This is a genomic window from Streptomyces racemochromogenes (assembly GCF_044129415.1).
Classification (GTDB): domain Bacteria; phylum Actinomycetota; class Actinomycetes; order Streptomycetales; family Streptomycetaceae; genus Streptomyces; species Streptomyces racemochromogenes_A.
The window spans coordinates 35,774-60,885 of sequence record NZ_JBBDHD010000022.1; the positions used below are offsets into that span (position 1 = coordinate 35,774).

General features: G+C 73.6%; 20 protein-coding genes. 7 read left to right on the forward strand and 13 right to left on the reverse strand.

Annotated elements, in window-relative coordinates; all coding sequences use genetic code 11:
- Window positions 1-5: 5 nt before the first annotated feature.
- The 5 genes from WDV06_RS11585 to WDV06_RS11605 form a co-directional block, all read right to left on the reverse strand.
- On the reverse strand, window positions 6-464 hold the full coding sequence (locus WDV06_RS11585; protein ID WP_395509585.1) for a response regulator: 459 nt from the start codon (window positions 462-464) through the stop codon (window positions 6-8).
- Window positions 461-2,134 carry a sensor histidine kinase gene (locus WDV06_RS11590; protein ID WP_395509586.1) on the reverse strand — a complete coding sequence of 558 codons (1,674 nt, stop codon included), beginning with the start codon at window positions 2,132-2,134 and terminating at the stop codon, window positions 461-463. The genes WDV06_RS11585 and WDV06_RS11590 overlap by 4 nt, the downstream gene beginning before the upstream one ends.
- Entirely contained in the window at window positions 2,131-3,381 is a 1,251-nt protein-coding gene (locus tag WDV06_RS11595) for a PP2C family protein-serine/threonine phosphatase (RefSeq protein WP_395509587.1), read from the reverse strand. The genes WDV06_RS11590 and WDV06_RS11595 overlap by 4 nt, the downstream gene beginning before the upstream one ends.
- Window positions 3,382-3,583: 202 nt before the next feature.
- On the reverse strand, window positions 3,584-4,120 hold the full coding sequence (locus WDV06_RS11600) for a MarR family winged helix-turn-helix transcriptional regulator (RefSeq protein WP_395509588.1): 537 nt from the start codon (window positions 4,118-4,120) through the stop codon (window positions 3,584-3,586).
- Between the two features lie 39 nt (window positions 4,121-4,159).
- Window positions 4,160-5,371 (reverse strand): PP2C family protein-serine/threonine phosphatase, encoded by a 1,212-nt coding sequence (locus tag WDV06_RS11605; RefSeq protein ID WP_395509589.1) that lies wholly within the window; start codon window positions 5,369-5,371, stop codon window positions 4,160-4,162.
- Window positions 5,372-5,472: 101 nt separating this feature from the next.
- Here WDV06_RS11605 and WDV06_RS11610 point away from each other — a divergent pair, with 101 nt between their 5' ends.
- Entirely contained in the window at window positions 5,473-5,973 is a 501-nt protein-coding gene (locus tag WDV06_RS11610) for a MarR family winged helix-turn-helix transcriptional regulator (protein ID WP_395509590.1), read from the forward strand.
- Window positions 5,974-6,088: 115 nt separating this feature from the next.
- Here the strand turns inward: WDV06_RS11610 and WDV06_RS11615 are convergent, their stop codons facing one another.
- Entirely contained in the window at window positions 6,089-6,526 is a 438-nt protein-coding gene (locus tag WDV06_RS11615; protein WP_395509591.1) for an ATP-binding protein, read from the reverse strand.
- 67 nt (window positions 6,527-6,593) lie between these two features.
- The gene (locus tag WDV06_RS11620) at window positions 6,594-6,941 is read right to left on the reverse strand and encodes an STAS domain-containing protein (RefSeq protein ID WP_395509592.1); all 348 of its coding nucleotides are present in this window, start codon (window positions 6,939-6,941) and stop codon (window positions 6,594-6,596) included.
- A 320-nt stretch (window positions 6,942-7,261) separates the two neighbouring features.
- On the opposite strand from WDV06_RS11620, the gene WDV06_RS11625 reads away from it, so the two are divergent.
- The 3 genes from WDV06_RS11625 to WDV06_RS11635 all read left to right on the forward strand — a co-directional run bounded on the left by WDV06_RS11625 (window position 7,262) and on the right by WDV06_RS11635 (window position 10,391).
- Complete coding sequence (locus WDV06_RS11625; protein ID WP_395509630.1) at window positions 7,262-8,848, forward strand: PP2C family protein-serine/threonine phosphatase; 1,587 nt, start codon at window positions 7,262-7,264, stop codon at window positions 8,846-8,848.
- Between the two features lie 86 nt (window positions 8,849-8,934).
- Entirely contained in the window at window positions 8,935-9,951 is a 1,017-nt protein-coding gene (locus tag WDV06_RS11630) for a cobalamin B12-binding domain-containing protein (protein ID WP_395509631.1), read from the forward strand.
- Window positions 9,948-10,391, forward strand: a complete 444-nt coding sequence (locus WDV06_RS11635; protein ID WP_395509593.1) for an STAS domain-containing protein — start codon at window positions 9,948-9,950, stop codon at window positions 10,389-10,391. Before WDV06_RS11630 ends, WDV06_RS11635 begins: the two co-directional genes overlap by 4 nt.
- A gap of 60 nt (window positions 10,392-10,451) precedes the next feature.
- On the opposite strand, the gene WDV06_RS11640 is transcribed toward WDV06_RS11635, so the two are convergent.
- Window positions 10,452-14,774: a HAMP domain-containing protein gene (locus WDV06_RS11640; RefSeq protein ID WP_395509594.1), complete on the reverse strand. Its 4,323-nt coding sequence runs from the start codon at window positions 14,772-14,774 to the stop codon at window positions 10,452-10,454.
- Window positions 14,775-15,161: 387 nt separating this feature from the next.
- Here WDV06_RS11640 and WDV06_RS11645 point away from each other — a divergent pair, with 387 nt between their 5' ends.
- Window positions 15,162-15,611, forward strand: a complete 450-nt coding sequence (locus WDV06_RS11645; protein ID WP_395509595.1) for a PRC-barrel domain-containing protein — start codon at window positions 15,162-15,164, stop codon at window positions 15,609-15,611.
- A gap of 45 nt (window positions 15,612-15,656) precedes the next feature.
- On the opposite strand, the gene WDV06_RS11650 is transcribed toward WDV06_RS11645, so the two are convergent.
- The 3 genes from WDV06_RS11650 to WDV06_RS11660 form a co-directional block, all read right to left on the reverse strand.
- On the reverse strand, window positions 15,657-16,526 hold the full coding sequence (locus WDV06_RS11650) for a YihY/virulence factor BrkB family protein (protein ID WP_395509596.1): 870 nt from the start codon (window positions 16,524-16,526) through the stop codon (window positions 15,657-15,659).
- Window positions 16,527-16,594: 68 nt separating this feature from the next.
- The gene (locus WDV06_RS11655; RefSeq protein ID WP_395509597.1) at window positions 16,595-19,009 is read right to left on the reverse strand and encodes a SpoIIE family protein phosphatase; all 2,415 of its coding nucleotides are present in this window, start codon (window positions 19,007-19,009) and stop codon (window positions 16,595-16,597) included.
- 169 nt (window positions 19,010-19,178) lie between these two features.
- Window positions 19,179-19,523, reverse strand: coding sequence for an STAS domain-containing protein (locus WDV06_RS11660; protein WP_395509598.1), 345 nt, complete (start codon window positions 19,521-19,523; stop codon window positions 19,179-19,181).
- Between the two features lie 184 nt (window positions 19,524-19,707).
- Here WDV06_RS11660 and WDV06_RS11665 point away from each other — a divergent pair, with 184 nt between their 5' ends.
- Entirely contained in the window at window positions 19,708-20,628 is a 921-nt protein-coding gene (locus tag WDV06_RS11665) for a SigB/SigF/SigG family RNA polymerase sigma factor (protein ID WP_395509599.1), read from the forward strand.
- A gap of 242 nt (window positions 20,629-20,870) precedes the next feature.
- Window positions 20,871-21,335 carry an ATP-binding protein gene (locus tag WDV06_RS11670; RefSeq protein WP_395509600.1) on the forward strand — a complete coding sequence of 155 codons (465 nt, stop codon included), beginning with the start codon at window positions 20,871-20,873 and terminating at the stop codon, window positions 21,333-21,335.
- An 11-nt stretch (window positions 21,336-21,346) separates the two neighbouring features.
- Here WDV06_RS11670 and glgX read toward each other — a convergent pair whose 3' ends face one another.
- Both glgX and WDV06_RS11680 read right to left on the reverse strand, forming a co-directional pair.
- Window positions 21,347-23,470 carry a glycogen debranching protein GlgX gene (glgX, locus tag WDV06_RS11675; protein WP_395509601.1) on the reverse strand — a complete coding sequence of 708 codons (2,124 nt, stop codon included), beginning with the start codon at window positions 23,468-23,470 and terminating at the stop codon, window positions 21,347-21,349.
- Window positions 23,471-23,520: 50 nt separating this feature from the next.
- A complete protein-coding gene (locus WDV06_RS11680; protein WP_395509632.1) occupies window positions 23,521-25,110 on the reverse strand; it encodes an FMN-binding glutamate synthase family protein in 1,590 nt (529 codons plus the stop codon).
- Window positions 25,111-25,112 lie beyond the last annotated feature (2 nt).

The window sequence follows — 25,112 nt, forward strand, 5'->3', positions numbered from 1 at the left end:
CGGCCTCATCTCGTACGGGGGAGCTTGACCACGGTGACGAAGAAGTCGTCGATCTGCTGGATCGCCCGGATGAACTGGTCGAGGTCCACCGGCTTGGTGACGTAGGCGTTGGCGTGCAGCTTGTAGCTGCGCAGGATGTCCTCCTCGGCCGCCGACGTGGTGAGCACGACCACGGGGATGTGCATCAGCTCCGGGTCGGTCTTGATGCGTTCGAGGACCTGCCGCCCGTCGTACTTGGGCAGGTTGAGGTCGAGCAGGATCAGGTCGGGGCGCGGGGCGTCGGCGTGGACGCCCCGGCGGTACAGGAAGTCCAGGGCCTCCAGGCCGTCCCGCACCACGTGCAGCACGTTGCCGATCTTGTTGTCCTCGAAGGCCTCCCGGGTCATGAGCTCGTCGCCCGCGTCGTCCTCGACCAGCAGGACTTCGGCGGGGGTGGCCTGGGGCCGGTCGGTGGGAGTGCTCATCGGGGGGTTCCTTCGGTGGGTACGGGGGCGGGTGACGCGGACTCGGAGGCGGACGCCGGGGACTCGGCGGCGGCCGGGGCGGCGGCCTCGGCCACGGGGAGGGTGAAGACGATGCGGGTGCCCTCCACGTGGCCGGTGTCGATGCGGATGCGTCCGCCCGCGTGCTCGACGATCTTCTTGCAGAGCGCGAGGCCGATCCCGGTGCCGCCGTAGGTCTCCCGGCCGTGGAGCCGCTGGAAGATGACGAAGACCTTGTCGGCGAACTCGGCCGGTACTCCGATGCCGTTGTCGGTGACGGTGAAGGTGTGGAAGCCGGGCCCCGCGGCGGGGTCGTCGGTCACGGCCACCTCCACGCGCGGTGGCCGGTCGGGCGAGCGGAACTTGACGGCGTTGCCCACCAGGTTCTGCCAGAGCATCGTGAGCAGCGTCGGGTCGCCCACGACATCGGGGAGCCGCTCGGGCCGGGTGATCTCCGCACCGCTCTCCTCCACGGCGGCGGCCAGGTTGCGCAGGGCCCGGTCCAGGGGGGCGTCCATCGCGAGCGTCTCGCGCGTGTCCTGGACCCGGCCCACCCGGGAGAAGGTGAGCAGGTCGTTGATGAGGACCTGCATCCGCTTGGCTCCGTCGACGGCGAAGGCGATGTACTGGGCGCCGCGCTCGTCGAGCTGGTCCCCGTACCGCTTCTCCAGCAACTGGCAGAACGAGGCCACCTTGCGCAGCGGTTCCTGGAGGTCGTGCGAGGCCACGTACGCGAACTGCTCCAGCTCGGCGTTGGAGCGGCGCAGCTCCACCGCCTGGGCGTCGAGTTCGGCGGCCGTGCGGTCGAGCCGTTCGGCGTTGCGCAGCGAGCTGTTCAGTTCGGCCACGGTCCGGTGGCGCATGGCCTCCACCGCCCGGGCCAGGGCCTTCAGGTCGGAGGGTCCGCACAGCGGGATCTCCTCTTCGAACGCGCCGTCCGCGACGCGCTGGGAGGCGGTGCGCACCCGGGCGAGCGGCCGCAGTACGCCCAGGTGGAGCAGTACGGCGAGGGTCGCGCCGGCGAGCAGGAAGGCGACGACGATCGCCAGCAGGACGCGGTCGCGCTGCGTGCGCGCCGCGCCGAAGGTGGTGCGGGCGTCGTCCTGGAGGCGGTCCAGGCGTGCCTGCTGCGCGGCGACCCGGCGGCGGACCTCGTCGAAGCGGTCCTTGCCGGCCTGGGCGGAGGGCGGGGTGGTGCCGTTCTCCACGGAGGTGATGGCGGGGACGGCGAACTCCTCCCGCCAGGTCCGGGCGGCTTCCTGCACGGCGGCCAGGTCCTGGCGCACGCCCTCGTCGTCGGGGAGGACGGTCGCCAGGCGGCCGGCGGCCCCGGTCTCGTCGGTCCGGCCGCGTTCGTACGGTTCCAGGAGCGCGGGCTCGTGGGCCAGCAGGTAGCCGCGGACCCCGGTCTCCTGGTCCAGTACGGCCGTCTCCAGCCGCAGGGCGTCCCGCTGGGCGGGCAGGATCTCGTCGACGAGGCGGTTGCCGGCCGTGGTGGTGCGGGACAGCAGGGCGGCGCCGAGCGCTCCCGTGCCGACGACCATCAGGGCCAGCACGACCAGCACGGTGGTCAGCCAGGCCTGGAGGCTCGGCCCCTGGCGGTCCCGGGCTCGTCCGGGGCGGGTGGCGGCGGGCTGTGCGGGGGAGGTCACGGGGACGGGTTCCATTCGAGGTGGAGGACGGCGACGTCGTCGGCCAGGCCGCCCCAGTCCGCGGCGAGGCCCTGGGCCGTCTGGATGAGGGTGTCGACGAAGGCTTCCGCGGGCAGGTCGGCGTGTTTGCGGGCGATCTCCAGCAGGCCCTCCTCGTCGAGGCGGTCGGAGCCGGGGCCGACGCGGCCCTCGATCAGGCCGTCGGTGAAGAGCATCAGGGCGTCGCCCTCCGCCACCGCGACCTCGCCGACGGGCCAGCCGACGCTCCAGCCCGGCAGGATGCCCAGCGCCGGCCCTCCGGGGACGGTGCGCAGCTCCACGCCGCCCGCGGAGCGGACCAGGAGGCCGGGGTGCCCGGCGCGCTGGACGGACACGGCGTGGGCGCCGGCCGGACGGGTGAGGCAGACGAGGGTGGCGAAGATCTCCGGGCCCGATCGTTCGGCCACCAGGATCCGCTCCAGAAGGGCGAGCAGCTCCGCGCCGCGGGCGCCGGCCATGACGAAGGACCGCCAGGCCACGCGCAGGCAGACCCCGAGTGCGGCCTCGCTGGGGCCGTGGCCCGACACGTCGCCGACCACGGCGTGGGTGGCGCCGTCGGGAGTCTGGACGACGTCGTAGAAGTCTCCGCCGAGCAGTGCCTGGGCGCGCCCGGGGTGATAGCGGGCGCAGACGGTGACGGTGTCGGCCGCGTCGTCGAGCAGCAGCGGTGTCGGGAGCAGGCCGCGTTCGAGGCGGGCGTTCTCCTCGGCGCGGAGTCTGCCCGCCTGGAGGGCGACGGCGGCCAGCTCGGTGCGCTTGCGCTGGATCGCGTAGCGGATGGCCCGCATGAAGACGTCGGCTTCGAGGCGGCCCTTGACCAGGTAGTCCTGGGCTCCGGCCGCGACGGCCGTCAGTCCCGCCCGTTCCTCGGACAGGCCCGTCAGGACCACGACCGCGGTCTCGGTGGACCGGGCGAGGACCTTCTTCAGTCCGTCCAGGCCCTGGGCGTCGGGCAGGTGCAGGTCCAGCAGGACGCAGTCGGGGGTCCTGGTCTCCAGCAGGCGGAGGGCGTCGGCCAGGGAGCGGGCCCGGGCGAGGCGGACCTCGGTTCCGCTGTCCTCCACGAGTTCCTCGACGAGGAGGGCGTCGCCCTCGTCGTCCTCGATGAGGAGGACCTGGGGTGGGGCGCCGTCCCACAGGGCCAGTGAGTCCTCCGGCTCCACCGTAGGGGTCTGCCGGGGCCGGATCACCGGCTGCGTGCTCACCATGGCGTCGGGTCTGTCCCTTCTCATTTCGGACGGCGGACGCCCGGCGGACGCGTGGTTGCGTCGGACAAGCCTAGGGTGATCATTTGCCGCTGGGCAATATTTTACGGACTCAATGATCCTGCCTTGCTCCAGCCCGACCTGAAATCACCGTCCGGGCCGGAAGCCGACACCCGGTCCCACCCGGCCCCGCCCGTCGGCCCCGTCAGGCCCCGTCGGCAAGCCGCGCCGGGGCGGGGGCGGGGGCCTCCGCGGGGGCACCGGTGTCCGCGGGCGGCGCGTCCGCCGGGGACAAGGAGGCGGCGGCCGCCTCCCGGAACGCCGTCAGGCCCGCCACCAGCGCGTCCACCGCCTCGGGGGCCATCCGTCCGAGCACCGCCGACAGCTCCCGCAGCCGGATCACCCGCCGCTCGTCCAGGAGCGCCCGTCCCCCGGGCGTGAGCCGCAGCTCCACCTCGCGGCGCCTGAGCGGGTGGGGCGAGCGGGTGAGCAGGCCCATGGCCTCCAGCCGGTCGCAGAGCCGGGTGACCGACGGCGGACGGGAGCCGAGCACCTCGCCCAGGGCCCGCAGGTTGATGCCCTCGGCGCCCTCGACGGCGAGCAGCGCCCGCAGCTGCGCCGGCGACACCGCCGGTGCCGCCCCGTCCTGTCCGCGGGCGTGCAGCACCGCCAAGAGGTCCGCCGCGGCGGCGAGGACCGCGGCCGGGTCCTCTTGCTCGCCGGAGCGGCCGGGGCGGGGCATGCCACCACTGTGCCACCGTCCGGCCCGACGGGCCCCCGGCTACCGGGTGCCGTCGGTCCCGGCGCCGGGCCTGCCGTGCCAGTCGAGACAGACGACCATCGCGTCGTCGGCGGCGTCCACGCCGCCCCGGTATCCGGGCAGCTCTTCCAGGAGCGCCCTGGGCACCTGCGCGGGCGGCAGCAGCCGCGTGCTCATGACCGCCCGGGTCAGGGCGCGCTCGCCGTACGGTTCCCCTACCGGGGAGAGGACGTCGTAGACGCCGTCGCTCAGGAGGACCAGCCGGTCCCCCGGCAGGACGGTGAAGCGCTGACAGGTGTAGACGGTGTCCTCGAACATGCCGAGCGGCAGCTGCGCCTCCAGCGTGACCGGCTCCACGGTGCCTCCGCGCAGCCGCCAGAGCCGGGGCGACCCGGCGTCGATGGCCTCGACCGCGCCGGTGTCGAGGTCGAAGCGGAGCAGCAGCATCGACAGGTGCCGGCGCCCCTGGTAGTGGCCGTACAGGGCCTGGTCCGCGAGGGCCGCCTGATCGGCGAGGCCGAGGCCGGCCCGCCGGGCGTTGCGCAGGGCGCTGACGGCGAGACTGGTGAGCAGCGCCGCCTCGACTCCTTCGCCCATGCCGTTGTTGACGGTCAGCGTCAGGTGGTCGGCCGAGGCCGACCAGTCGAAGCTGTCGCCGAAGATCGCGTACGCGGGCTCCAGCTGCGCCCCCAGGTCGTACTCGGGCCGGGAGCAGGAGCGCCCCGGCAGCAGCTGCCACTGCATCTCGGCGGCCAGGGTGAGTCTCCTGGTCCGGCGCGCCTGGAGGAAGAAGTCCGTGTCCCGGTCGGCGACGAGGATCTCGTGGGCCAGCGCGTCGGCCACGTCCTGCAACGGGCCGAGGAGCCCGCCGACCGGAACGCCGGCCGGGAAGCGGACGCTGAGGACCCCGAGCCGGTCGCCGCGCACGGTCACCGGCAGGTGCACGGTGGTGCCGTCCTCCCCGGCGACGACGTGCGCCTCCTGGGCGCCGAAGGCCCGGCCCTCGGCGCCGCTGTACGCCGACACGGAATCGGCGGTGAAGGGCTCCGCGGTGACGGGCTGGAGCCGCGCCGCCGCGTAGTCGGCCATCAGCAGCTCCGCTCCGGCCGCCCCGTGGTCGCGGGTCAGGACGCCCCGGACCTCCTCGAACACCTCGTGCGGGGCGGCGGCGCGCAGCACGCGCTCGACGCCACCGCCGCCCCCGACACCCTCGCCGCCTACCACTTCAGTCACCGGCCCCGTACCTGTCTCTCTCGCAACTGCCAAGATGGGGGACGACGGAGCCGCCGGTCCACCGAGTAAGGGCCGCCCGTGCGTCCGGTAGGGAGTGTCACATGAGTCAGCGGCCGATCGGCCCCGCCGGGCCCGCCGCCCCGGCCGTGGCGGAGATGAGCGAACTGATCGAGCTCCTGGAGGTGGTCTGGGAGCGGGGCCGCGACACCGCCAGCACCCCGCCGGTCTCCTCCGCGCAGGCCCGCGTGCTGTTCCTCGTCGAGGCGAACGGCCGGCTGAACCTGCGCGAGCTCGGCCGACTCCTGGAGGCGGCCCCGCCCTCCGTCACCCGGCTCTGCGACCGTCTGCAGGCCGTGGGCTTCCTCGAACGGCACGCCGGGGCCGACGACCGCCGCGAGGTCCTGCTCCGGCTGACCCCGGCGGGCCTGACGTACCTGGGACGGCTGCGCACCCGCAGGCTGGAGGTGCTGGCCGAGGCGATGGCCGGGATGCCGGAGACCTCCCGGGCAGCGCTCGCGACGGGGCTCGCGGCCTTCTGCGCCGCCGTCGCCAAGCCGCTGCGGCTGCCGTCCGCGGAGTCCTTCACCACCAGGACGGCCTGAACCGGACGGCCTGCACCGGACAGCCTGCACCGGACGGCCTGCACCGGACGGCCTGCACCGGAGGGGCCGGCCCGCGGCGCGGGGCCGCGGCCGCGGATGCCGCGCCGGGGCCGGGTCAGCTCAGGCGCATGGCCGTCGTGATGGTCTTGCCGTCGGCCCGGGTCGTGCAGTCCACGCGCTCCGCCAGACACTGGACGAGGGGCCAGCCGTAACCGCCGGGGTGCTCGGCCGACCCGGTGCGGGCCGTGGGCGGGAGGGGGTTGGCGTCGGCGACCGACAGGCTCAGGACGCCGTCCGCTATGTCGGCCCGGAAGGCGGTGACGCCGTGGCCGTGCCGGATCGCGTTGGTGACCAGCTCCGAGGTGACGAGCAGCGCGTCCGCGGCCGGGACGCTGTCGAGGCTGACTCCCGCGAGGAGCAGCAGTTCCCGGACGTGCTCACGGGCCGCGGCCGCCGACTCGGGCTGCGGTGTGGCGGGTCGGGCGCCCAGCCCTTCCTCGGGGTGCCTCTGCGCGCCCTGGAGGCTCTGGGACGGCGGGGGTGGGTGGTTCATGCTCATCGCCTGCCCATCGCCGGAAGGGTCGTACCGTGACGCCCCGTCCGGAGGCGTCTGGTGGGGGTCAGCATGTCATCGCTGTCGCCATGCTGTCGGCCACGCGGAAGGCCGGTGCGGCTCCCGTGACGTCCAACAGCCTCCGGACGGCGGTCTGCAGCGGGCCGGAGAGGACGAGCACGCGGCCCCGGGCCGCGTGGGCCCGCTGCGCGGCGAGCAGCGCGTGCAGCACCGAGGAGTCCACGAAAGGGGTGTCCGACAGGTCCACGACGGTGCGCGGCGGGCCGTCCTGTGCCGCCTGCGCGAGGGCCCGGGCCAGCAACGGCGCTTCCTCCTCGTCGATTTCACCCTGCAGGCGGATGACGGTCGCTTCGCGTTCTGTGGTCGTGGTGACGACCGCTTTCCCTCCGGTCACCGGACCATCCTCCTCCATCGCGCGCTGTGCCCGGTACCGGGCCCCCGCATCCGCTCACCCGTACCGCCGTCACCCGTACCGCCGTCACCCGCGGGGATGAGCCCTCGACACCGCGTCCGCGGGGGTCCGGTTGCACGGTGTACGGCCCATGGAGGATGGTTGCCGGAGGACAACTGTTGTTCCGAGGTCCTTCCGACGTGATGAACACGATGAAGAGGTGAGGGGTCCGCGCAGCGGGCCTTCAACGTTTGGTTCCTTCCACCGAGACGACGTCTGATCCGCCCACCGGGGCCCGGCCGTGGAGCCAGGCCCCCTACCCGGTGCTGGTGGCCGACGCGGACGCGGTCGTGGTCCACGTCAACGAGGCGGCGGGGCTGGTGTTCCCCGACGCCCGCCCGGGCGCGTCGCTGAGGGACGCGGTCCCCGGCTGGCTGGTGAGGGCGCACGCGCGCTGCACCGCCCCCGTCCCCGCGCAGCGCCCGCCGGCCGGCGCCGGGACCGTCCAGGGGCGGGTCGGCGACCGCTCCTACGAGGCACACCCGACACCTCAGGCCGACGGCACGGTCGCGTGGTGGCTGGTCGACGACACCGACCACCGCCTGGCCCGGGAGGCCCTGTGGACGGAACGCAGACGCACCGAGTTCCTGGTCCGCTCCTCCAACCTCCTGCTGTCGTCCCTGAACCTCGACCGCTGCATGGACGTCACGGCGCAGATGGCTGCCGACCACCTCGCGGACGCGGCCCTGGTGATCGCGCCCGCGCAGGGCCGCCTGCTCCCCGTCGTCTCGTGCGTCCGCGGCGGCAGCCCGTCGGTGTCGCGCGCCGCCGTCGACCCCGGGGAGGTGCCGGGGCTGGCCGAGGCGCTCCAGGGCTTCCCGCCCGTCCCCTCCCGGTGGCTCGACCCGTCGGCCGCGCCCGCCTGGCTGGTCCCGGACGGTCTCGACGCCCTGGGGTCGATCGTCATCACGCCCCTGCCCGGGCACGGTGTGCCCGCGGGCGCCCTGGTGCTGCTGCGCAACGAGGGCGCCGAGGCGTTCACGGAGGGCGAGGAGGTGTTCGCGCGGCTGTTCGCCGCCCGCGCCGGCGCCGCGATGTCGGCCGCCCGGCTCTACGCGGAGCAGGCGTCGATCACCGACACCCTGATGCGCGAGCTCCTGCCGCCCTCGCTGCACCAGGTCTGCGGGGTGGAGTACGCCGGCGGCTACCGGCCGTCGAAGGACCACGAGCGGGTGGGCGGCGACTTCTACGACGTCCACCCCGCCGCCGATGAGGGCGCGCCCTCCCTGGTCGTCCTCGGGGACGTGTGCGGCAAGGGGCTGGAGGCCGCGGTGATGACCGGCAAGATCCGCAACACGCTGCACGCCCTCCTGCCGATGGCCGACGACCACCACCGGATGCTCAGCCTGCTCAACACCTCGCTGCTGAACACCGAGAACGCCCGCTTCGCCACCATGGTGCTCGCCTCCGCGGCCCGCGACGGCAACGCCGTGCGGCTGCGCCTGACGAGCGCCGGGCACCCCGCGCCGCTGATCCTGCGCTCCGACGGCCGGGTGGAGGAGGCCCGCACCAAGGGCACCCTGGTGGGGGCGCTGCCCGAGATCACCACGCAGACGGCCCGGGTGACCCTCGCCCCCGGGGACACCTGCGTGCTGTACACCGACGGAATCAGCGAGGCACGGGGAGGGCCCATGGGTGGTGTGATGTTCGGGGAGGAGCGGCTGCGCCGCGCCCTGTCGCAGTGTGCGGCGATGCCCGCCGAGGCGGTGGTGGAGCACGTCCAGATGCTCACCTCCCAGTGGGTGGGGCAGGGCCGCCACGACGACATGGCCGTCGTCGTCATCTCGGCGCCGCGCACCAACCACCTCAGCGCCGTGGACGGCCACACCCGCGGGCGGTTCACCGCGTGAGCCCGTACGACACACCGGCGGCGGCGCCCGCGTCGCCGTCGACGACGACGACGGAGGAACTCCGCGCACGGCTGTGGGAGTCGGTGATGGCGTTCGACGAGCCCGCCGCGATCGGCGCGGTGGTCCGCGCGCTGGACGAGGGCATGGGCGCCGAGGACCTCCTGCTCGACGTCATCGCCTCCGTCCAGGGGCGGGTCGGCCGGGAGTGGGCCGCCGACCGCATCACGGTCGCCCAGGAGCACGCCGCCACCGCCATCAACGACCGGGCCGTCACGGCCCTCGCCCTGCACCCCTCGGCGCGGACGGCGCCGACGCGCGGCCGCGTCGCGGTGGCCTGCGTGGACGGCGAATGGCACGCCCTGCCGGCCCGGCTCCTGGCCGAGGTACTGCGCATCCGGGGCTGGCGCGTCGACTACCTCGGGGCGCAGGTGAGCGCCCCGCACCTCGTCGCCCACCTGCACCGGACCGGTCCGGACGTCGTCGCCCTCTCCGGCTCCCTCGCGACGCGGCTGCCCGCCGCGCACGCCACCATCACCGCCTGCCAGGCCGTCGGGACCCCCGTGATCGTCGGCGGGGCCGGCTTCGGCCCCGGCGGCCGCTACGCCCGCCTGCTCGGCGCGGACGGCTGGGCCCCGGACGCCCGGGCCGCCGCAGACGCGCTGGCCGGCGGCCCGCTGCCGCAGGTCCGCCCCGGCCACCAGGCCATCGACGACCTGCCCCACCTCAAGGACCAGGAGTACACCCTGGTCGCCCGCAGCCGCCCGCAGCTGGTCGGTTCCGTGTTCGGGCAACTGGCGGACGCCTACCCGGCGATGCGCGCCTACACCGAAGCCCAGCGCGAGCGCACGGCCGAGGACCTGTCCCACATCGTCGAATTCCTCGCCGCCGCCCTCTACACCGGGGACGAGGACCTCTTCTGCGGCTTCCTGGAATGGACCGCCGGAGTCCTGGACGCCCGCGGGGTCCCCGCCGCCTCGCTGCTGCCCGCGCTGGAGCTCCTGGGACGGGAGCTCCAGGACTTCCCCCGCGCCACCGCCACCCTGCGGGCCGGAGCCGCCCGCCTGACCCGTACCCCCCTCACCCCTGCCGGGACCGCTGAATGACGAGCACGCCCTCCGCCCCGCTCGGCCTGACGTACTCCGCCTCGCACGGCACGGTGCGCGTCGAGCTGAGCGGCGACCTCGACCACCTCCACGCGGACCTCCTCCTCGAAGCCGTGGACGAGGTACTCACCGTCCACGCCGGGCTGGACCACCTGCGGCTGGACTGCGCCGGGCTGTCGGCCGTCGACTCCAGCGGCCTGGCGGCGCTGCTGATGGTCCGCCGGCGCACCGGCGAGGCCGGCGTGGACCTGCACCTCGACGCACGGACGGTTCAGCTGGACCGCCTGCTGGAGGTCACCGGCACGCTGGAGTACCTCTTGGCGCCCGCCGCGGGCCCGCAGGCCCGGCTCCGCACCGGCCGCGGCCTCCCGCGCGGCGGTCCGGCGGACGAGAACAAGCCGGCGGCCCCTCCCTCCGGCGTCGCGGAGCCCCACGCCTGAGGGAGGGGCCGCCGGTCGGCGGCCCCTGCGCCCCTCCGCTCCTCGGGTGGAGGCCCGGCCTCAGCCCTGAGGCGTGGGCCGTCGGGAGGTGAGCTGGTCGGAGATGCGGTTGATCAGCTCGCCCGCGTCGACCGGTTTGGTGATGTAGTCGCTCGCGCCCGACGACAGGCTCTTCTCCCGGTCGCCGATCATGGCCTTCGCGGTGACGGCGATGATCGGCAGGTGCGCGTGCTCGGGCATGGCCCGGATGGCGGCGGTCGCGGTGTAGCCGTCCATCTCGGGCATCATCACGTCCATCAGGATCACGTCGAGGCCGGGGTTGTCGGCCAGGACCGACAGGGCGGTGCGCCCGTTGTCCGCCTGGAGGACGCGCATTCCGTGCAGTTCGAGGATGCCGGTGATCGCGTAGAGGTTGCGGTCGTCGTCGTCCACGACGAGGGCGGTGCGTCCGGTCAGGTCGGCTCCGGTGTCCGGGGGCGTCTGCCAGGCGGATTTGGGGGCGGTGGAGCGCAGCGGCAGGACGTCGCCGGGCCGGTCGGCGCTCATGTGCAGGGCGATGCGCTCGCGCAGTTCGTCGAGGCTGGAGATGAACTCCACCCTGTGCCTGGCGTCGGGGTGCGTCTCGTCTTCCGCCGCGAGGTTGCGGCTGCTGTGCGCGAGGACGGGCACGCAGGCCAGGGCCGGATCGCGGTCCATCTCGGCCAGCAGGTCCGCCGCGGCTCCGTCGGGCAGGTCGAGTTCCAGGACCACGCAGTGGCAGGGGCCCGCAGCCAGGCAGGCGGCCGCTTCCTGCAGGCCGTCGGCGGTCGCGATGTCGACCTCCCGTACCGTTCCCCCTTCGGTGTACCGCGCGACGTCGGCCACGGCGCTCTCGGCGACCAGGGACAGCAGTCCGTGCGGGCGCCCTTCGATGACGAGCAGCCGCCGGGGCGGGGCGGGGGGACGGTCCGTGTCGCCGTCCGTGCCCTCACCCGCGGTGGTCTCCTGCCGGGCTTCGCCGGGGGTGGCGGCGGGGGTGCGGGCCCCTTCCCGGGCGGTGTCGGAGGCGTCGGGCTCGGACAGGGGCAGGTAGAGGGTGAAGGTGCTGCCCGCGCCCGGCGTGCTCTCGGCGGTGATGGCACCGCCCAAGAGGTGGGCGATCTCGCGGCTGATGGACAGTCCGAGTCCGGTGCCGCCGTACCTGCGGCTGGTCGTCCCGTCCGCCTGCTGGAAGGCTCCGAAGACCGTCTCCAGGTGCTGGGGGGCGATGCCGATCCCGGTGTCGGCGACCCGGAAGGCGAGCATCGGGGCGCCCGGCCGTCCGGCCTGCGGCAACGCGGCGCCCTCCACGCGCTCGATGACCAGTTCCACGTGGCCCCGCTCGGTGAACTTGACCGCGTTGGACAGCAGGTTGCGCAGGACCTGGCGCAGCCGGTAGTCGTCGGTGACCAGCTCGCCCGGTACGCCCTCGCCGGTGCGCACGGTGAAGCCCAGGCTCTTCTGGGTGGTCATCGGCCGGAAGGTGGCTTCGACGTAGTCCAGGAGCGTGCCCAGCGGGACCGGTTCGATGGTGAGGTCCATCTTGCCGGCCTCGACCTTGGACAGGTCGAGGATGTCGTTGATCAGCTGGAGGAGGTCGGAGCCGGCGGAGTGGATGATGCCGGCGTACTCGACCTGCTTGGCGCTCAGGTTGCGCGTGGGGTTCTGGGCGAGGAGCTGCGCGAGGATGAGGAGGCTGTTGAGCGGGGTGCGCAGTTCGTGGCTCATGTTGGCCAGGAACTCCGACTTGTACTTCGAGGCCAGCGACAGCTGGTGGGCGCGGTCTTCCAGCTCCTGGCGGGCCTGCTCGATCTCCAGGTTCTTGGTCTCGATGTCGCGGTTCTGGGCGGCGAGCAGTTCCGCCTTCTCCTCCAGTTCGTCGTTGGAGACCTGGAGTTCCTCCTGGCGGGCCTGCAACTCCTCGGAGCGGACCCGCAGTTCGGCGGTCAGGCGCTGGGACTCGCCGAGCAGTTCGTCGGTGCGGGCGCTGGCGACGATGGAGTTGACGTTGACGCCGATGGTCTCCATCAGCTGGTCGAGGAAGTCGCGGTGCACGGCGGTGAACGGCCGCACCGAGGCCAGCTCGATCACGCCGAGGACCACGCCCTCCACGACGATCGGGAGCACCACCAGGGACAGTTCCTCGGTGCGACCGAGGGCGGAGGAGGCCGCGAGGTAGCCGGCGGGCAGCCGGTCGACGGCGATGGTCTGCCTGCTGCGGGCGGCCTGGCCGACGAAGGACTCGCCGAGGCGGAAGCGTGCCGGGAGGTCTCCGCCGGGGAAGGCGAAGGAGGCGACGAGCCGCAGGACGGTCTCCCCGTGGCCGTCCTCCTCGGTCAGGTAGAAGGCGCCGCACTGGGCGCCGACCAGCGGGGTGAGCTCGTCCATGATCGACTCGGCGACGGCCGCCAGGTCGCGCCGGCCCTGCATGAGCGCGGAGATCCGGGCGAGGTTGGTCTTCAGCCAGTCCTGTTCCTCGTTGGCGCGGGTGGTCTCGCGCAGGGACTCCACCATGAAGTTGATGTTGTCCTTCAGGTCGGCGACCTCGCCGGAGGCGTCCACGGTGATCGAGCGGGTCAGGTCGCCGGCCGCGACGGCGCTGGTGACCTCGGCGATCGCCCGGACCTGGCGGGTGAGGTTGCCGGCGAGTTCGTTGACGTTCTCGGTGAGCCGCTTCCAGGTGCCGGAGACCCCTTCGACCTCGGCCTGGCCGCCCAGGCGTCCTTCGCTGCCGACCTCGCGGGCCACGCGGGTGACCTCGGCGGCGAACGCGGACAGCTGGTCGACCATCGTGTTGATGGTGGTCTTGAGCTCCAGGATCTCCCCGCGCGCGTCGACGTCGATCTTGCGGGTGAGGTCGCCGTTGGCCACCGCGGTGGTGACCTGGGCGATGTTGCGGACCTGGCTGGTCAGGTTGTGCGCCATGAAGTTGACGTTGTCGGTCAGGTCCTTCCACGTGCCGGCGACGTTCGGGACCCGGGCCTGGCCGCCGAGCGTCCCCTCGGTGCCGACCTCGCGGGCGACGCGGGTGACCTCGTCGGCGAAGGCCGAGAGCGTGTCGACCATGGTGTTGATCACCCCGGCCAGTGCGGCGACCTCGCCCTTGGCCTCCACGATGATCTTCTGCGACAGGTCGCCCTTGGCGACCGCGGTGGCGACCTGCGCGATCGAGCGGACCTGGCCGGTGAGGTTGGAGGCCATCACGTTGACGTTGTCGGTCAGGTCCTTCCAGGTGCCCGAGACCCCGCGGACGGTGGCCTGGCCGCCCAGGTTGCCCTCGGTGCCGACCTCGCGGGCGACGCGCGTGACCTCGTCGGCGAAGGCGCCCAGCTGGTCGACCATCGTGTTGATGGTCTCCTTCAGCTCCAGGATCTCGCCCCGCGCGTCGACGCGGATCTTCTGCGTGAGGTCGCCTTCGGCGACGGCCGTGGTCACCGAGGCGATCGCCCGCACCTGGGCGGTGAGGTTGTCCGCCATCACGTTGACGGACTCGGTGAGGTCGCGCCAGGTGCCCGACACGTCCCGCACGTCGGCCTGTCCTCCCAGCCGGCCCTCGGTACCGACCTCCCGGGCGACACGGGTCACCTCGCCGGCGAACGACGACAGCTGGTCGACCATCGTGTTGATCGTCGTCTTCAGCTCCAGGATCTCGCCCCGGGCGGTGACGGTGATCTTCTGCGACAGGTCGCCGCGCGCGACCGCGGTGGCGACCTGCGCGATGGAGCGGACCTGGCCGGTGAGGTTCCCGGCCATGAAGTTGACGGAGTCGGTCAGGTCGCGCCAGGTCCCCGAGACGCCCTTGACGTCCGCCTGGCCGCCGAGGATGCCTTCGGTGCCGACCTCGCGGGCGACGCGGGTCACCTCGCCCGCGAAGGACGACAGCTGGTCGACCATGGTGTTGACGGTGTTCTTCAGCTCCAGGATCTCACCGCGCGCATCCACGGTGATCTTCTGCGAGAGGTCGCCCTTGGCGACGGCGGTGGCGACCTGGGCGATGTCGCGCACCTGCGTGGTGAGGTTGCCGGCCATCGCGTTCACGGAGTCGGTGAGGTCCTCCCAGGTGCCCGAGACGCCGGGAACCTGGGCCTGCCCGCCGAGCCGGCCCTCCGTGCCGACCTCCCGGGCCACCCGGGTGACTTCCGAGGTGAAGTGCGAGAGCTGGTCGACCATGCCGTTGAAGACCGTGGCGATCTCACCGATCAGGCCCTCGGCGTCCGCGGGCAGGCGCGTCCCGAAGTCCCCGTCCCGCACCGCCGTCAGCCCGGCCAGCAGCAGGCGCAGGTCCGGCTCCGCCACCTCCGCGGCGCCGTACCCGGCGGCGGTGCCGCGTCCTCGCGGGGCGGTGGGAGGTGTTGAGCCAGCCATCGAACGTCGCCTCCAGACCAGGCCGGCCCGCGGGTCCGGCATCCGAGCGGACGCCCCGGGGCCCGGCACGTACCATCCCGGAGGCTACCCCAGGGCTCGCACCGCGGCGGCGTTCCGGGTGGACGGTGCGGTCCGGCGGTACCGCCCCGCCCGCGCTTCGCCGGTCGGGCCGGACATACGACCGGCGAAGCACGTGTGTCCCCGTTCACCGTTCCCAAACCCCGCGTTCCGCCGACGAGTTGCGCCGGGCGCGGCCGGCCGCCGACCGCTCCGCGCCGGTTCGACGACGGCCTCCTCCTGTCCGGAGCTCACGGGTCCGCTTCTTGTGGCCCGGTGTGGGTAGCCGGGCGGTGACAGCAGCGCGCGGCAGGCGCACGAGGAGGAGCGATGATCAAGCAGGAGCAGGTGGCGGCCATGGCGGGGTGTGCGGCCTATACGGAGGGCGGCCAGCGGGTCGGCGGGGTGGAGTACGTCCTGGTGGACGACACCACCGGCAGGCCCGAGTGGGTGCGGATCACCGATCGGGCGTCCGGCCTGGGAGGGGTGTTCGCCCCGCTGCGGCACGCGGTGCTGGAGCAGGAGCGGCTGGTGCTGCCGTACGCCGTCTCGCTGATCGAGCGGGCCCCGTGTGCGGCGCTCGACTGCGGGAGCGTGCTGACCGTGGCGGAGGAGCAGCGGTTGTTCGCGCACTACGGGCTGACGGACGTCCGCGAGGAGGTGAACGCCGAACACGGTTCGGGCTGGAGCCGGATGGACCGGGCGGGCGCCATCCGCGAGGGGACCGCCGGCCGGGAGGCCCGCGCGTCGCGATTGCGGCCGGCACGGCCCGGCCGGTGAGCGGCTGAACCGCACGGGGGCGGCCGCGCCGCCCCCGCCCCGCCCCTAGGGCGCCCGGCGGGCGAGCACGGCGTTGAACTGGGCTCCGGCCAGGAGGGCCAGGTTGGTGACCCACAACCACACCAGGAACACGATGGTCCCGGCCAGTGAGCCGTACAGCCGGTTGTAGGTGCCCGACTCGGCGTAGAGGGTGAACAGGCCCGAGGCGCCGAGCCAGAGCAGCGCCGCCAGGACCCCGCCGGGCAGGCAGCGCCGCGTTCCGCGGGCCGGGCCGGGGCCCGTGCGGTAGAGGACGAGGATCAGGGCCGTGACGATCAGGAGCAGGACCGGCCACCGCAGGAGGGTCAGCGTGTCGGCGCCGGCGTGACCGGCGGCCCGGGCGAGCCGGCGGACCACGGGGCCGGTGGCGACCAGGCTCGCGGCGCCCGTCACCAGGAGGGCCAGCAGCGCGGCGGCGGTCAGGGCCAGGACGTGTGCCGACCGCAGGGGCGGGCGGGTGTCGGGCAGCCGGTGCATGGCGTGCAGGGCGCGGCGGAAGACCGCCAGGTAGCTGGAGGCCGACCACAGGGCGCTCGCGGCCGCGCTGCCGAGCAGGACCCAGAGGGAGGACGGGCCCGAGGTGAGGCCGTCCAGTGCCTCCCGGAGCACCTGGGCCGACTGGGGAGGGGCGTACGAGGTGAGGTCGACGATCAGGCGCTCGCGCGTGCCTCCCCCGACGAGTCCGACGAGGGAGACGCACACGAGGAGCGCGGGCACCAGGGCGAGGACGGCGTAGTAGGTGAGCGCCGCCGCCTGGTCGGCGACGTTGTCGTCCCAGAGCCGTACCGCGGTGCGGCGCAGGGCCGCGGCGGTCCGTCGGGCCGGGGTGATGTGTGCGGGGGCGCGCCGGGGCGCGGGGAGAGTGTCGGGTGCCACGGAGCTCTCTTGCCCCGGGGGCCCGGCACCATCCGTGTGCCGACGGCACCGCCTTCCCGGACCGCCGGTCAGTCGACCTGGACGCCGATGACGCAGGTGTCGTCGTCGGTGTCCGACCAGCTGTCGGTGAGGAGGCCGTCGAGCCGGCCTTCCAGGTCGTCGGGTCCGGTGGCCACGGCGTCCAGCAGCTGGGCGAGGGAGTCCTGGACGGAGACGTCCCGCCGCTCGACCAGCCCGTCGGTGTACATCAGGAGGGTGTCCCCCGGTTCGAGGCGGACCTCCTGCTCGGCGTAGGTGACGTCGGGCAGCGCGCCGAGGAGGAGGCCGTCGATCAGGGGGAAGGCCTGGGCCTCGCCCTTCCTGACGTGCACGGGCGGCAGGTGTCCGGCACGCGCCCAGCGCATGACGCGGGTGCGGGGGTCGAAGAGGCCGCAGACGGCGGTGGCGGTGACCTGCTGGGCCAGGTGGTGGGTGACCGTGTTGAGCCAGGACATCAGCTGGGCCGGGCCGGCGCCCGTGACGGCGAGGCCGCGCAGGGCGTTGCGCAGTACGACCATGCCCGTCGCCGCCTCGATGCCGTGGCCGGCCACGTCGCCCACGGAGAGCATGATCAGGCCGGAGGGCAGGACCAGCGCGTCGTACCAGTCGCCCCCGACCAGGGACTCGGTCTCCGCGGGACGGTAGCGGACCGCCACCCGCAGCCCGGGAGCCTCGACGTGGTGGTGCTGGGGCATGATCGCGTGCTGGAGCTGGAGGGCGAGCCGGTTGCGTTCCGCCGATTCGGCTTCGGTGAGCGCGAGCTGGTCCTGGGCCGCGGCGAGGGCGACCTCGGTCCAGTGCTGGGCGGAGATGTCCTGGTAGGCGCCGCGCACGGCGTGCAGCCGCTGGGAGGCGTCGAGGACGGGCTCGGCGACGACCCGGATGTGGCGCAGGATGCCGTCGGAGCGCCGCAGCCGCAGGTTGACGGAGGCGGGCCGCCGGTAGCGCAGTACGGTGCGCAGGAAACGCCCGAGGGCCGCGGAGTCGTCCGGGTGGGCGGAGGAGGGCAGGTCGCGCAGCGGTACGGGCGGCGCGCCGGCCGGCAGTCCGTGCAGGGCGTAGAGCTCGGAGTTCCAGGTGATCGCGCCGGTGGCGAGGTTCTCCTCGAAGCCGCCGATGCGGCCGAGCCGCTGGGCGTGCTGGAGGAGGTTGGCGAGCCGGGCGGTCTCGTCCTCGATGCGCCAGATCAGCAGGACGGCGCCGCCGTGCCGGCTGACGCTGATGTCCGCGACGGAGGTCAGCGGGATCTGACCGACGAGCGCGGTCAGGCCCATGCGTTCGGCGCGGAACGGTTCACCGGTGGCGTGCACCCGCTCGATGGTGTCGAAGAGGCCGCTGCCGCCCCCGGCCATCGGGTAGGCCTCCAGCAGCAGTGCGCCGTTGACGTCGCCCCGGGGCCGGCCCGCGGGGTCGGCGAACCGGCTGTTCACATGGCGGATGCGGAAGTCGGCCAGCCGGCCGTCGGGATCGAGCACCGGGGTCAGGACGATGGTGGGGTCGTGCAGTCCCTCGGCGAGGTCGATCAGCTCCGAGACGTCGGGGCGCAGTGCCTCGGGAGCCGCGGCGGGGGGAAGGGGCACCGTGTCCAGGGTGTGGGCGCACAGCTCGGCCAGCGCCTCGATCTGGCGCAGGACCTGCGGCTGGAGCGGCGGCAGCGGATGCGGCCAGCACACCTCCAGGACCCCGTGCAGCCGTCCGCCCGTGCCGGCCGGTACGGCCACGCGTCCGCCGTCGGGCCATTGCAGGTGTCCGATCGAGGGAAGCCCGTCACGCCCCGGATCGGCGAGGGTCACCGGGGCGCGCTCGCGCAGGGCGGCACGTGCGACGGTCGCGACGCCGGGGGGTACGTGGCGCCAGCGCGGGGCTTCCCCGGAGGCGAATCCGGCGTGGCCGGCCAGGGCCAGCGAACCGTCGGGCGCCGCCGCCCACACGGCCACGGCGACGGCCCCCAGCGGCGTCAGGGCGTTGACCAGGAGCGAATCGGCCACGGCCTGGGCGTCGTCGGCGGCGGCGAGGACCCCGCTCTCGGCGGTGCGCAGGCGTACGCCCACGGAGGCGGCCTGCGGGGAGGGATTCGCGGTCCGTTCGACGAACTCGGCCGCGACCGCGCTGACCTGGTCCCGGGCCGCCTGGTTGACGATGTCGGCGGCCAGCTCCAGCGGGGAGAGCCGGGCCTCGCGGCACAGTTCGTCGAGCTGGCGGGCCGCGGCGGCCGGGGTGCAGTCCAGCCGCCCCATCAGGATTCCCTTGGCCAGCTCGACCAGGGCCCGGCCGTCGGCGGCCGCGTGGGCCTCCCGTACCTCCCGTCGCAGGCGTTCGACCGTGGCGACCAGACGTCCCAGCGGTGTGGGCGCCTGCGGGGGCACCGAGGGCAGGGGCCCTTCACCGGCCGCTGCGTCGTGCGCCCGCTCCTCCGCCGGCCGGGAGGTGCCGAAGGGGGTCATCGTGCGGCCGTCCCCTGCTCGCGGCGGGCCGGGGGCGTCCGCCGGCCGCCCGTGCGCGGCTGCGCCCCGGTGACGTCTGCCCCGCCGGTCCGCCCGGCCGTCGCCCACCTCGCCGTCGTCGTCCCCGGCGGGGGGAGTGCCGGTTCCCCGCCGCGGCATCCGGTGGCCGTCACGAGGCGAGCGCGGCAGGGACGTCGGGGTACAGCGAGAGCACCGTGTCGGCTCCCGTCAGCGCGAACAGACGGCGCAGCTGCTCGCCCGGCGCCGCGATCCGCAGGGCGGTCGTGCGGCGCACCCGCAGCAGCAGGTTGAGGAAGGAGGAATCGCCGAAGGTGACGGCGCTCGCGTCGAGGACCACCACCGGGTGCCGGTCCGCGGCGGCGGCCAGGGCCTCCTGGAGCGAAGGCAGGGTGTCCTGGTCCAGTTCCCCGCTGGCGACGACGACCCAGCCGGGCCCCGCCGCGTAACCGTCCTCGACCACTCCGTCGCACGGCACGTCCTCTGCTCCGCTCATGTGTGCCTCCCCGATCGGGTCACCGTACGCGTCCCGGAAGGGAGTATGCACGGTCGTCCACCGGGGGGACGACGCCAGGTGCACCGAACGTGCGCCGGGAAACGGCCGGACCTCGTATGTGTGCGGGCAGGATCCCTGGGCATGAGCGCGCTCGGCAGCCCACAACCAGAAGGAGGGAACGGCCATGACGCCCCGTTCGGCCGCAGTCCTCAGCCCCGATCGTGCGACGGACCACCCGATCCCGGCCGATGCCCCGGCCGGAGAGGCAGCACCGTCGCAGGGAGTCCTCCCCCGCGTGGAGCAGGCGCGCGAGCTGTCCCCCGCGGACGCCCGGGAGTTGTCGCGGGTGTTCCTCGCGAGGCTGCGCACCCTGGAGGAGGGGACGCGCGCGTACCAGTACGTCCGCAACACCCTCATCGAGATGAACCTCTCCCTCGTGCAGTACGCCGCCCGCCGCTTCCGCTCCCGGGCGGCCGGCGGCGGGGTGGACATGGACGACATCGTCCAGGTCGGCACCGTCGGCCTGATCAAGGCCATCGACCGCTACGACCCCGAGCGGGGCGTGGAGTTCAGCACGCTCGCGCTCCCGTACATCACCGGTGAGATCAAGCGGCACTTCCGCGACACCACCTGGGCCGTCCACGTACCGCGCCGGCTCCAGGAACTGCGTACCGAGCTCGCCCGGGCCCAGGAGGCCCTCACCGACGAGCTGAACCGCGCCCCGACGGTCAAGGAGGTCGCCCGGCACCTCGGGCTGTCGGAGGAGGAGGTGATAGAGGGCCTGGTCGCCGCCAACGGCTACACCAGCGGCTCCCTGGACCTCGCCTGCGAGGAGGACGAGTCCGCGGGGGCGCGCCGCCCCACCCGGGCGCTCGCGGACAGGTTCGGCGACACGGACCCGGCCATGGAACTGTTCGAGGAGTTCCACACCCTCGCTCCGCTGCTGCGGGAGCTCAGCGAGCGCGACCGGCTGATCCTGCACATGAGGTTCGGTCAGGAGAAGACGCAGGCGGAGATAGGAGCCGAACTCGGCATCTCGCAGATGCAGGTCTCCCGGCTGCTCTCCCGCATCCTGGGCCGACTGCGGGCCGGGCTGCTGACGTAGGGATCCGGTGGCACCGACAGCCCTGCCACTGCGCCTCCGTCCCGCCGGGCCGCCCGGGAACGACGCCGGAGGACCGGGCCCATTACACTGTCCCGACGCTCGAAGGCGCACCGCGGCGGGGACCGCCGGATGGTCCCGTCGGGCTCGGGGCACGCACTGACGGCCCGGAAGCACCGGGTGCACTCCGGGGCGCATGCGGTCGCCACGAGAAGACAGCCACGCAATGGTGGGGGTGGAGCACAGTGAAGAGCAGCGGACCGCCGGTCGGCCATCCACCGCGACAGCAGCCGCCGGCGACGCGCCAGCGCCGACTCCTGGCGCTGGACGGCGCCCGCGGCCAGGTCGCGAAGGGCCGCGACTTCACCCGGCGGGCGCTGCGCGACCGCGGCTGGGACGGGACCGAGAGCTCGCAGGACGCCCTGCTCGTCGTCTCGGAGCTCCTGACCAACGCGAACCTGCATGCCGGCGGCTGCCTCCAGCTCGTCCTCACCCTCGGGGAGTCCTTGCGCATCGAGGTGGTCGACGGCTCCCCGGTGCCCCCGCGCCGCGCCCCCTCCCCCCGGCGCGGCGTGCCGGGCGGTCACGGGCTCTACCTCGTCGACCGCCTGAGCGACCGCTGGGGCTACGAGGCGCAGGCGCAGGGGAAGGTGGTGTGGGCGGAGATCGAGAGCACGCGCCTGGTCTCCGGCGAGGCCGCCGGGTCCTGAGCCGCACACCCTCACGTGTGGGTGGACTCCGCGCTGCACAGGACCATCGTGCTGTGCGGGCACAGGCGGAGGCTGGCGCCCGGTTTGAGCTCGCGTTCGTCCGGGGTGTCGGGGGTGGCGGTGTCCACCAGGAGGGTCCAGCGGGTGGCGAAGCGGTCGTCGGGGAGGCGGAAGTCGACGGCCCTGGCCGAGTTGTTGAACATCAGCAGGAAGGAGTCGTCGGTGACCCGGTTGCCGTAGGGGTCCGGCTCCGTGATGGCCTGTCCGTTGAGGAACATGGTCAGCGCGCCGGCCTGCGGCCGGCTCCAGTCCTCCTCCCGCATCGGCGCGGCATCGGGGCGCAGCCATTCGACGTCCGCCGGCGTCCGGTCGGCGTGGCCCATCGGACGCCCCGAGAAGAAGCGCCGGCGCCGCAGGACGGGGTGGTCGCGGCGGAGCCGGATGAGGCCGGAGGTGAAGTCCAGGAGGGCGCGGGCCTCCTCGTCGAGGTCCCAGTCGATCCAGGTGGTCGGGTTGTCCTGGCAGTACGCGTTGTTGTTGCCGCCCTGGGTGCGGCCCAGCTCGTCCCCATGGCTGATCATGGGGATGCCCTGGGAGAGGATCAGCGTGGTCATCAGGTTGCGCTGCTGGCGCGCCCGCAGCGCCAGGACGGCCGGGTCGTCCGTCTCGCCCTCCGCCCCGCAGTTCCAGGAGCGGTTGTGGTCCTCCCCGTCCCGGCAGTCCTCGCCGTTCGCCTCGTTGTGCTTGCCGTCGTAGGAGACCAGGTCGCGCAGGGTGAACCCGTCGTGGGCGGTGACGAAGTTGACGCTGGCGAGGGGGCGGCGCCGGTCGTTCTCGTACAGGTCGGCGGAGCCGGTGATGCGGGAGGCGAACTCGCCGAGCGTGCCCTCCGCGCCGCGCCAGTAGTCCCGGACGGCATCGCGGTAGCGCCCGTTCCACTCCGACCACAGGGGAGGGAAGTTGCCGACCTGGTAGCCGCCCTCCCCCAGGTCCCAGGGTTCGGCGATGAGCTTGACCCGGCTGATGACCGGGTCCTGCTGGATGACGTCGAAGAAGGCGGACAGCCGGTCGACCTCGTGGAACTGACGGGCCAGGGTGGCGGCCAGGTCGAAGCGGAAGCCGTCGACGTGCATCTCCTGCACCCAGTAGCGCAGGGAGTCCATGATCAGCTGGAGCACGTTGGGGTGGCGCATCAGCAGGCTGTTGCCGGTGCCGGTGGTGTCGTAGTACCGCGAGCGGTCCTCGTCGGCGAGCCGGTAGTAGGCGGCGTTGTCGATGCCCTTGAACGCCAGGACCGGGCCCTTGTCGTTCCCCTCGGCGGTGTGGTTGTAGACGACGTCGAGGATGAGCTCGATGCCCGCCGCGTGCAGCGCCTTGACCATCTCCTTGAACTCGGTGACCTGCGCCCCGCGGCCTCCGGTCGCCGCGTAGGCGTTGTGCGGGGCGAAGAAGCCGATGGTGTTGTAGCCCCAGTAGTTCGAGAGGCCCTTTTCGGCCAGATGGCCGTCCTGTACGAACTGGTGGACGGGCATCAGTTCCAGGGCGGTCACCCCGATACCGGTCAGGTGTTCGAGGAAGGCCGGGTGGGCGATGCCCGCGTAGGTGCCGCGCAGCTCCTCCGGCAGGCCGGGGTGGGTGCGGGTGAGGCCGCGGACGTGGCCCTCGTAGATGACGCTCTCGCCGTACGCGTAGCCCGGCGGCTTGTCGTCGCCCCAGTCGAAGCGGCGGTCGGTGACCACCGACAGCATGGTGTGGCCCGCGCTGTCGAGGGTGTTGGGCTCCGAGCCGTCGGCGAAGCGGTGCCCGAAGAGCGACTCGTGGTGGTCGAGCTGCCCGTCGATGGCCGTGGCGTACGGGTCGAGGAGCAGCTTGGCCGGATTGCAGCGGTGACCGGCGGCCGGGTCGAAGGGGCCGCTGACGCGGTAGCCGTACCGCTGGCCCGGCCCCACGTCCGGGAGGTGGATGTGCCAGGCCGACCGGTCGATCTCGGTCATCCGGACCCGGGTCTCGCGTCCCGCGTCGTCGAGCAGCACCAGGTCGACGGCGTCCGCGGCCTCGGAGAACAGTGCGAAGTTGGTTCCGGAGCCGCCGTACGTCGCTCCCAGGGGATACGGTTTGCCCGTCCATGTGCGCATGGGGGTGACGCTACTGTCGGCGGGGCCTCCAGGCGCGTTGGTGCGCTGGTTCAGCATGTCGCCGCCGGCCGGCCGGTGAAGCGGTCGGGGTCGGCGGCGGCCCAGTCCCCGGCCCAGGAGCGGGGCGCCCCGGCGAGCAGCTCGCCCGGTGCGAGCCACTCGTGGAGCTCCGCACCGGAGCGCACGGTGTGCGTGTCGACGCGGTGCAGCAGCAGCCCGGGGTGCAGCTGCCCGGGTTCGTCGACGCCCATCGCCGCCATGATCTGCAGGGCGCTCTTGACGGTGGCCTCCTGGTAGCGGTGGACCCGGGCCGCCTTGTCCGCCACGTCGAGGGCGGCCGCCCGGCGGGGGTCCTGGGTGGCCACTCCGACGGGGCAGGTGTTGGTGTGGCACCGCTGGGCCTGGATGCACCCCAGGGCGAACATCATCGACCGGGCGGCGTTGGCGTAGTCGGCACCCTGCGCGAGGCGTTCGACCAGATCGGCCCCGGTGGCGACCTTGCCGCTGGCGCCGATCCTGATCCGGTCGCGCAGGCCCGTCCCGACGAGGGCGTTGTGCACGGTGATCAGGCCGTCGGTGAGCGGCAGCCCGACCCGGTCGGCGAACTCCAGGGGTGCGGCGCCCGTCCCGCCCTCGGCCCCGTCGACGACGACGAAGTCGGGTGTGGTGCCCTCGTCCAGCATGGCCTTGCACACCGCGAGGAACTCGCGGCGCGAGCCCACGCACAGCTTGAAGCCGACCGGTTTGCCGTCCGCCAGCTCCCGCATCCGCGCCAGGAAGCGGACCAGGCCCCGCGGGGTGGAGAACGCGGTGTGGTAGGGAGGTGAGACGACGGTCACCCCCTCCGGCACCCCGCGGACCGCCGCGATCTCGGCGTTGACCTTCGCCCCGGGCAGCACCCCGCCGATGCCCGGCTTGGCGCCCTGGCTCAGCTTCAGCGACAGGCACTTCACCTGGTCGTGGCCGGCCTTCTCCGCGAACTGCCGTTCGTCGAAGCGGCCGTCAGCGGTGCGGCAGCCGAAGTACCCGGTGCCTATCTCCCACACCAGGTCGCCGCCGGGGCGCAGGTGGTGTTCCGACAGTCCGCCCTCGCCGGTGTCATGGGCGAACCCGCCCCGGCGCGCCCCGGTGTTCAGGGCCGTGACGGCCTGCGCCGACAGCGAGCCGAAGCTCATCGCGGAGACGTTGAGCAGGGCCATCTCGTAGGGGCGGGTGCAGTGCGGGCCGCCGATCCTGACCCGTGGCGGCTCCTCGGGGACGGGCCGGGGTGCCATCGAGGGGGTGAGGTAGACCCTGCCCGGCTCGTAGAGGTCCCGCTCGGTGCCGAACGGCTCCTCGGCGTCGGTGCCCTTGGCGCGTTCGTAGACGATCGTGCGGGTGTCGCGGTCGAAGGGGCGGCCGTCGAAGTTCCGCTCGACGAAGTACTGCTGGATCTCCGGCCGCACGGTCTCCAGCGCGAACCGGAAGTGCCCGAGCAGCGGGTAGTTGCGCAGCACGGAGTGGCGGCGCTGCGTGGCGTCGCGCACGGCCACGGCCAGCAGGAGGACCATCGGCACGGCCAGGGCCCACCACCACGCGGACAGGGTCACCGCCGCCGCGGTACCGGCCACCGCCAGGGCGCCGGGCAGCGCGAACGTCATCG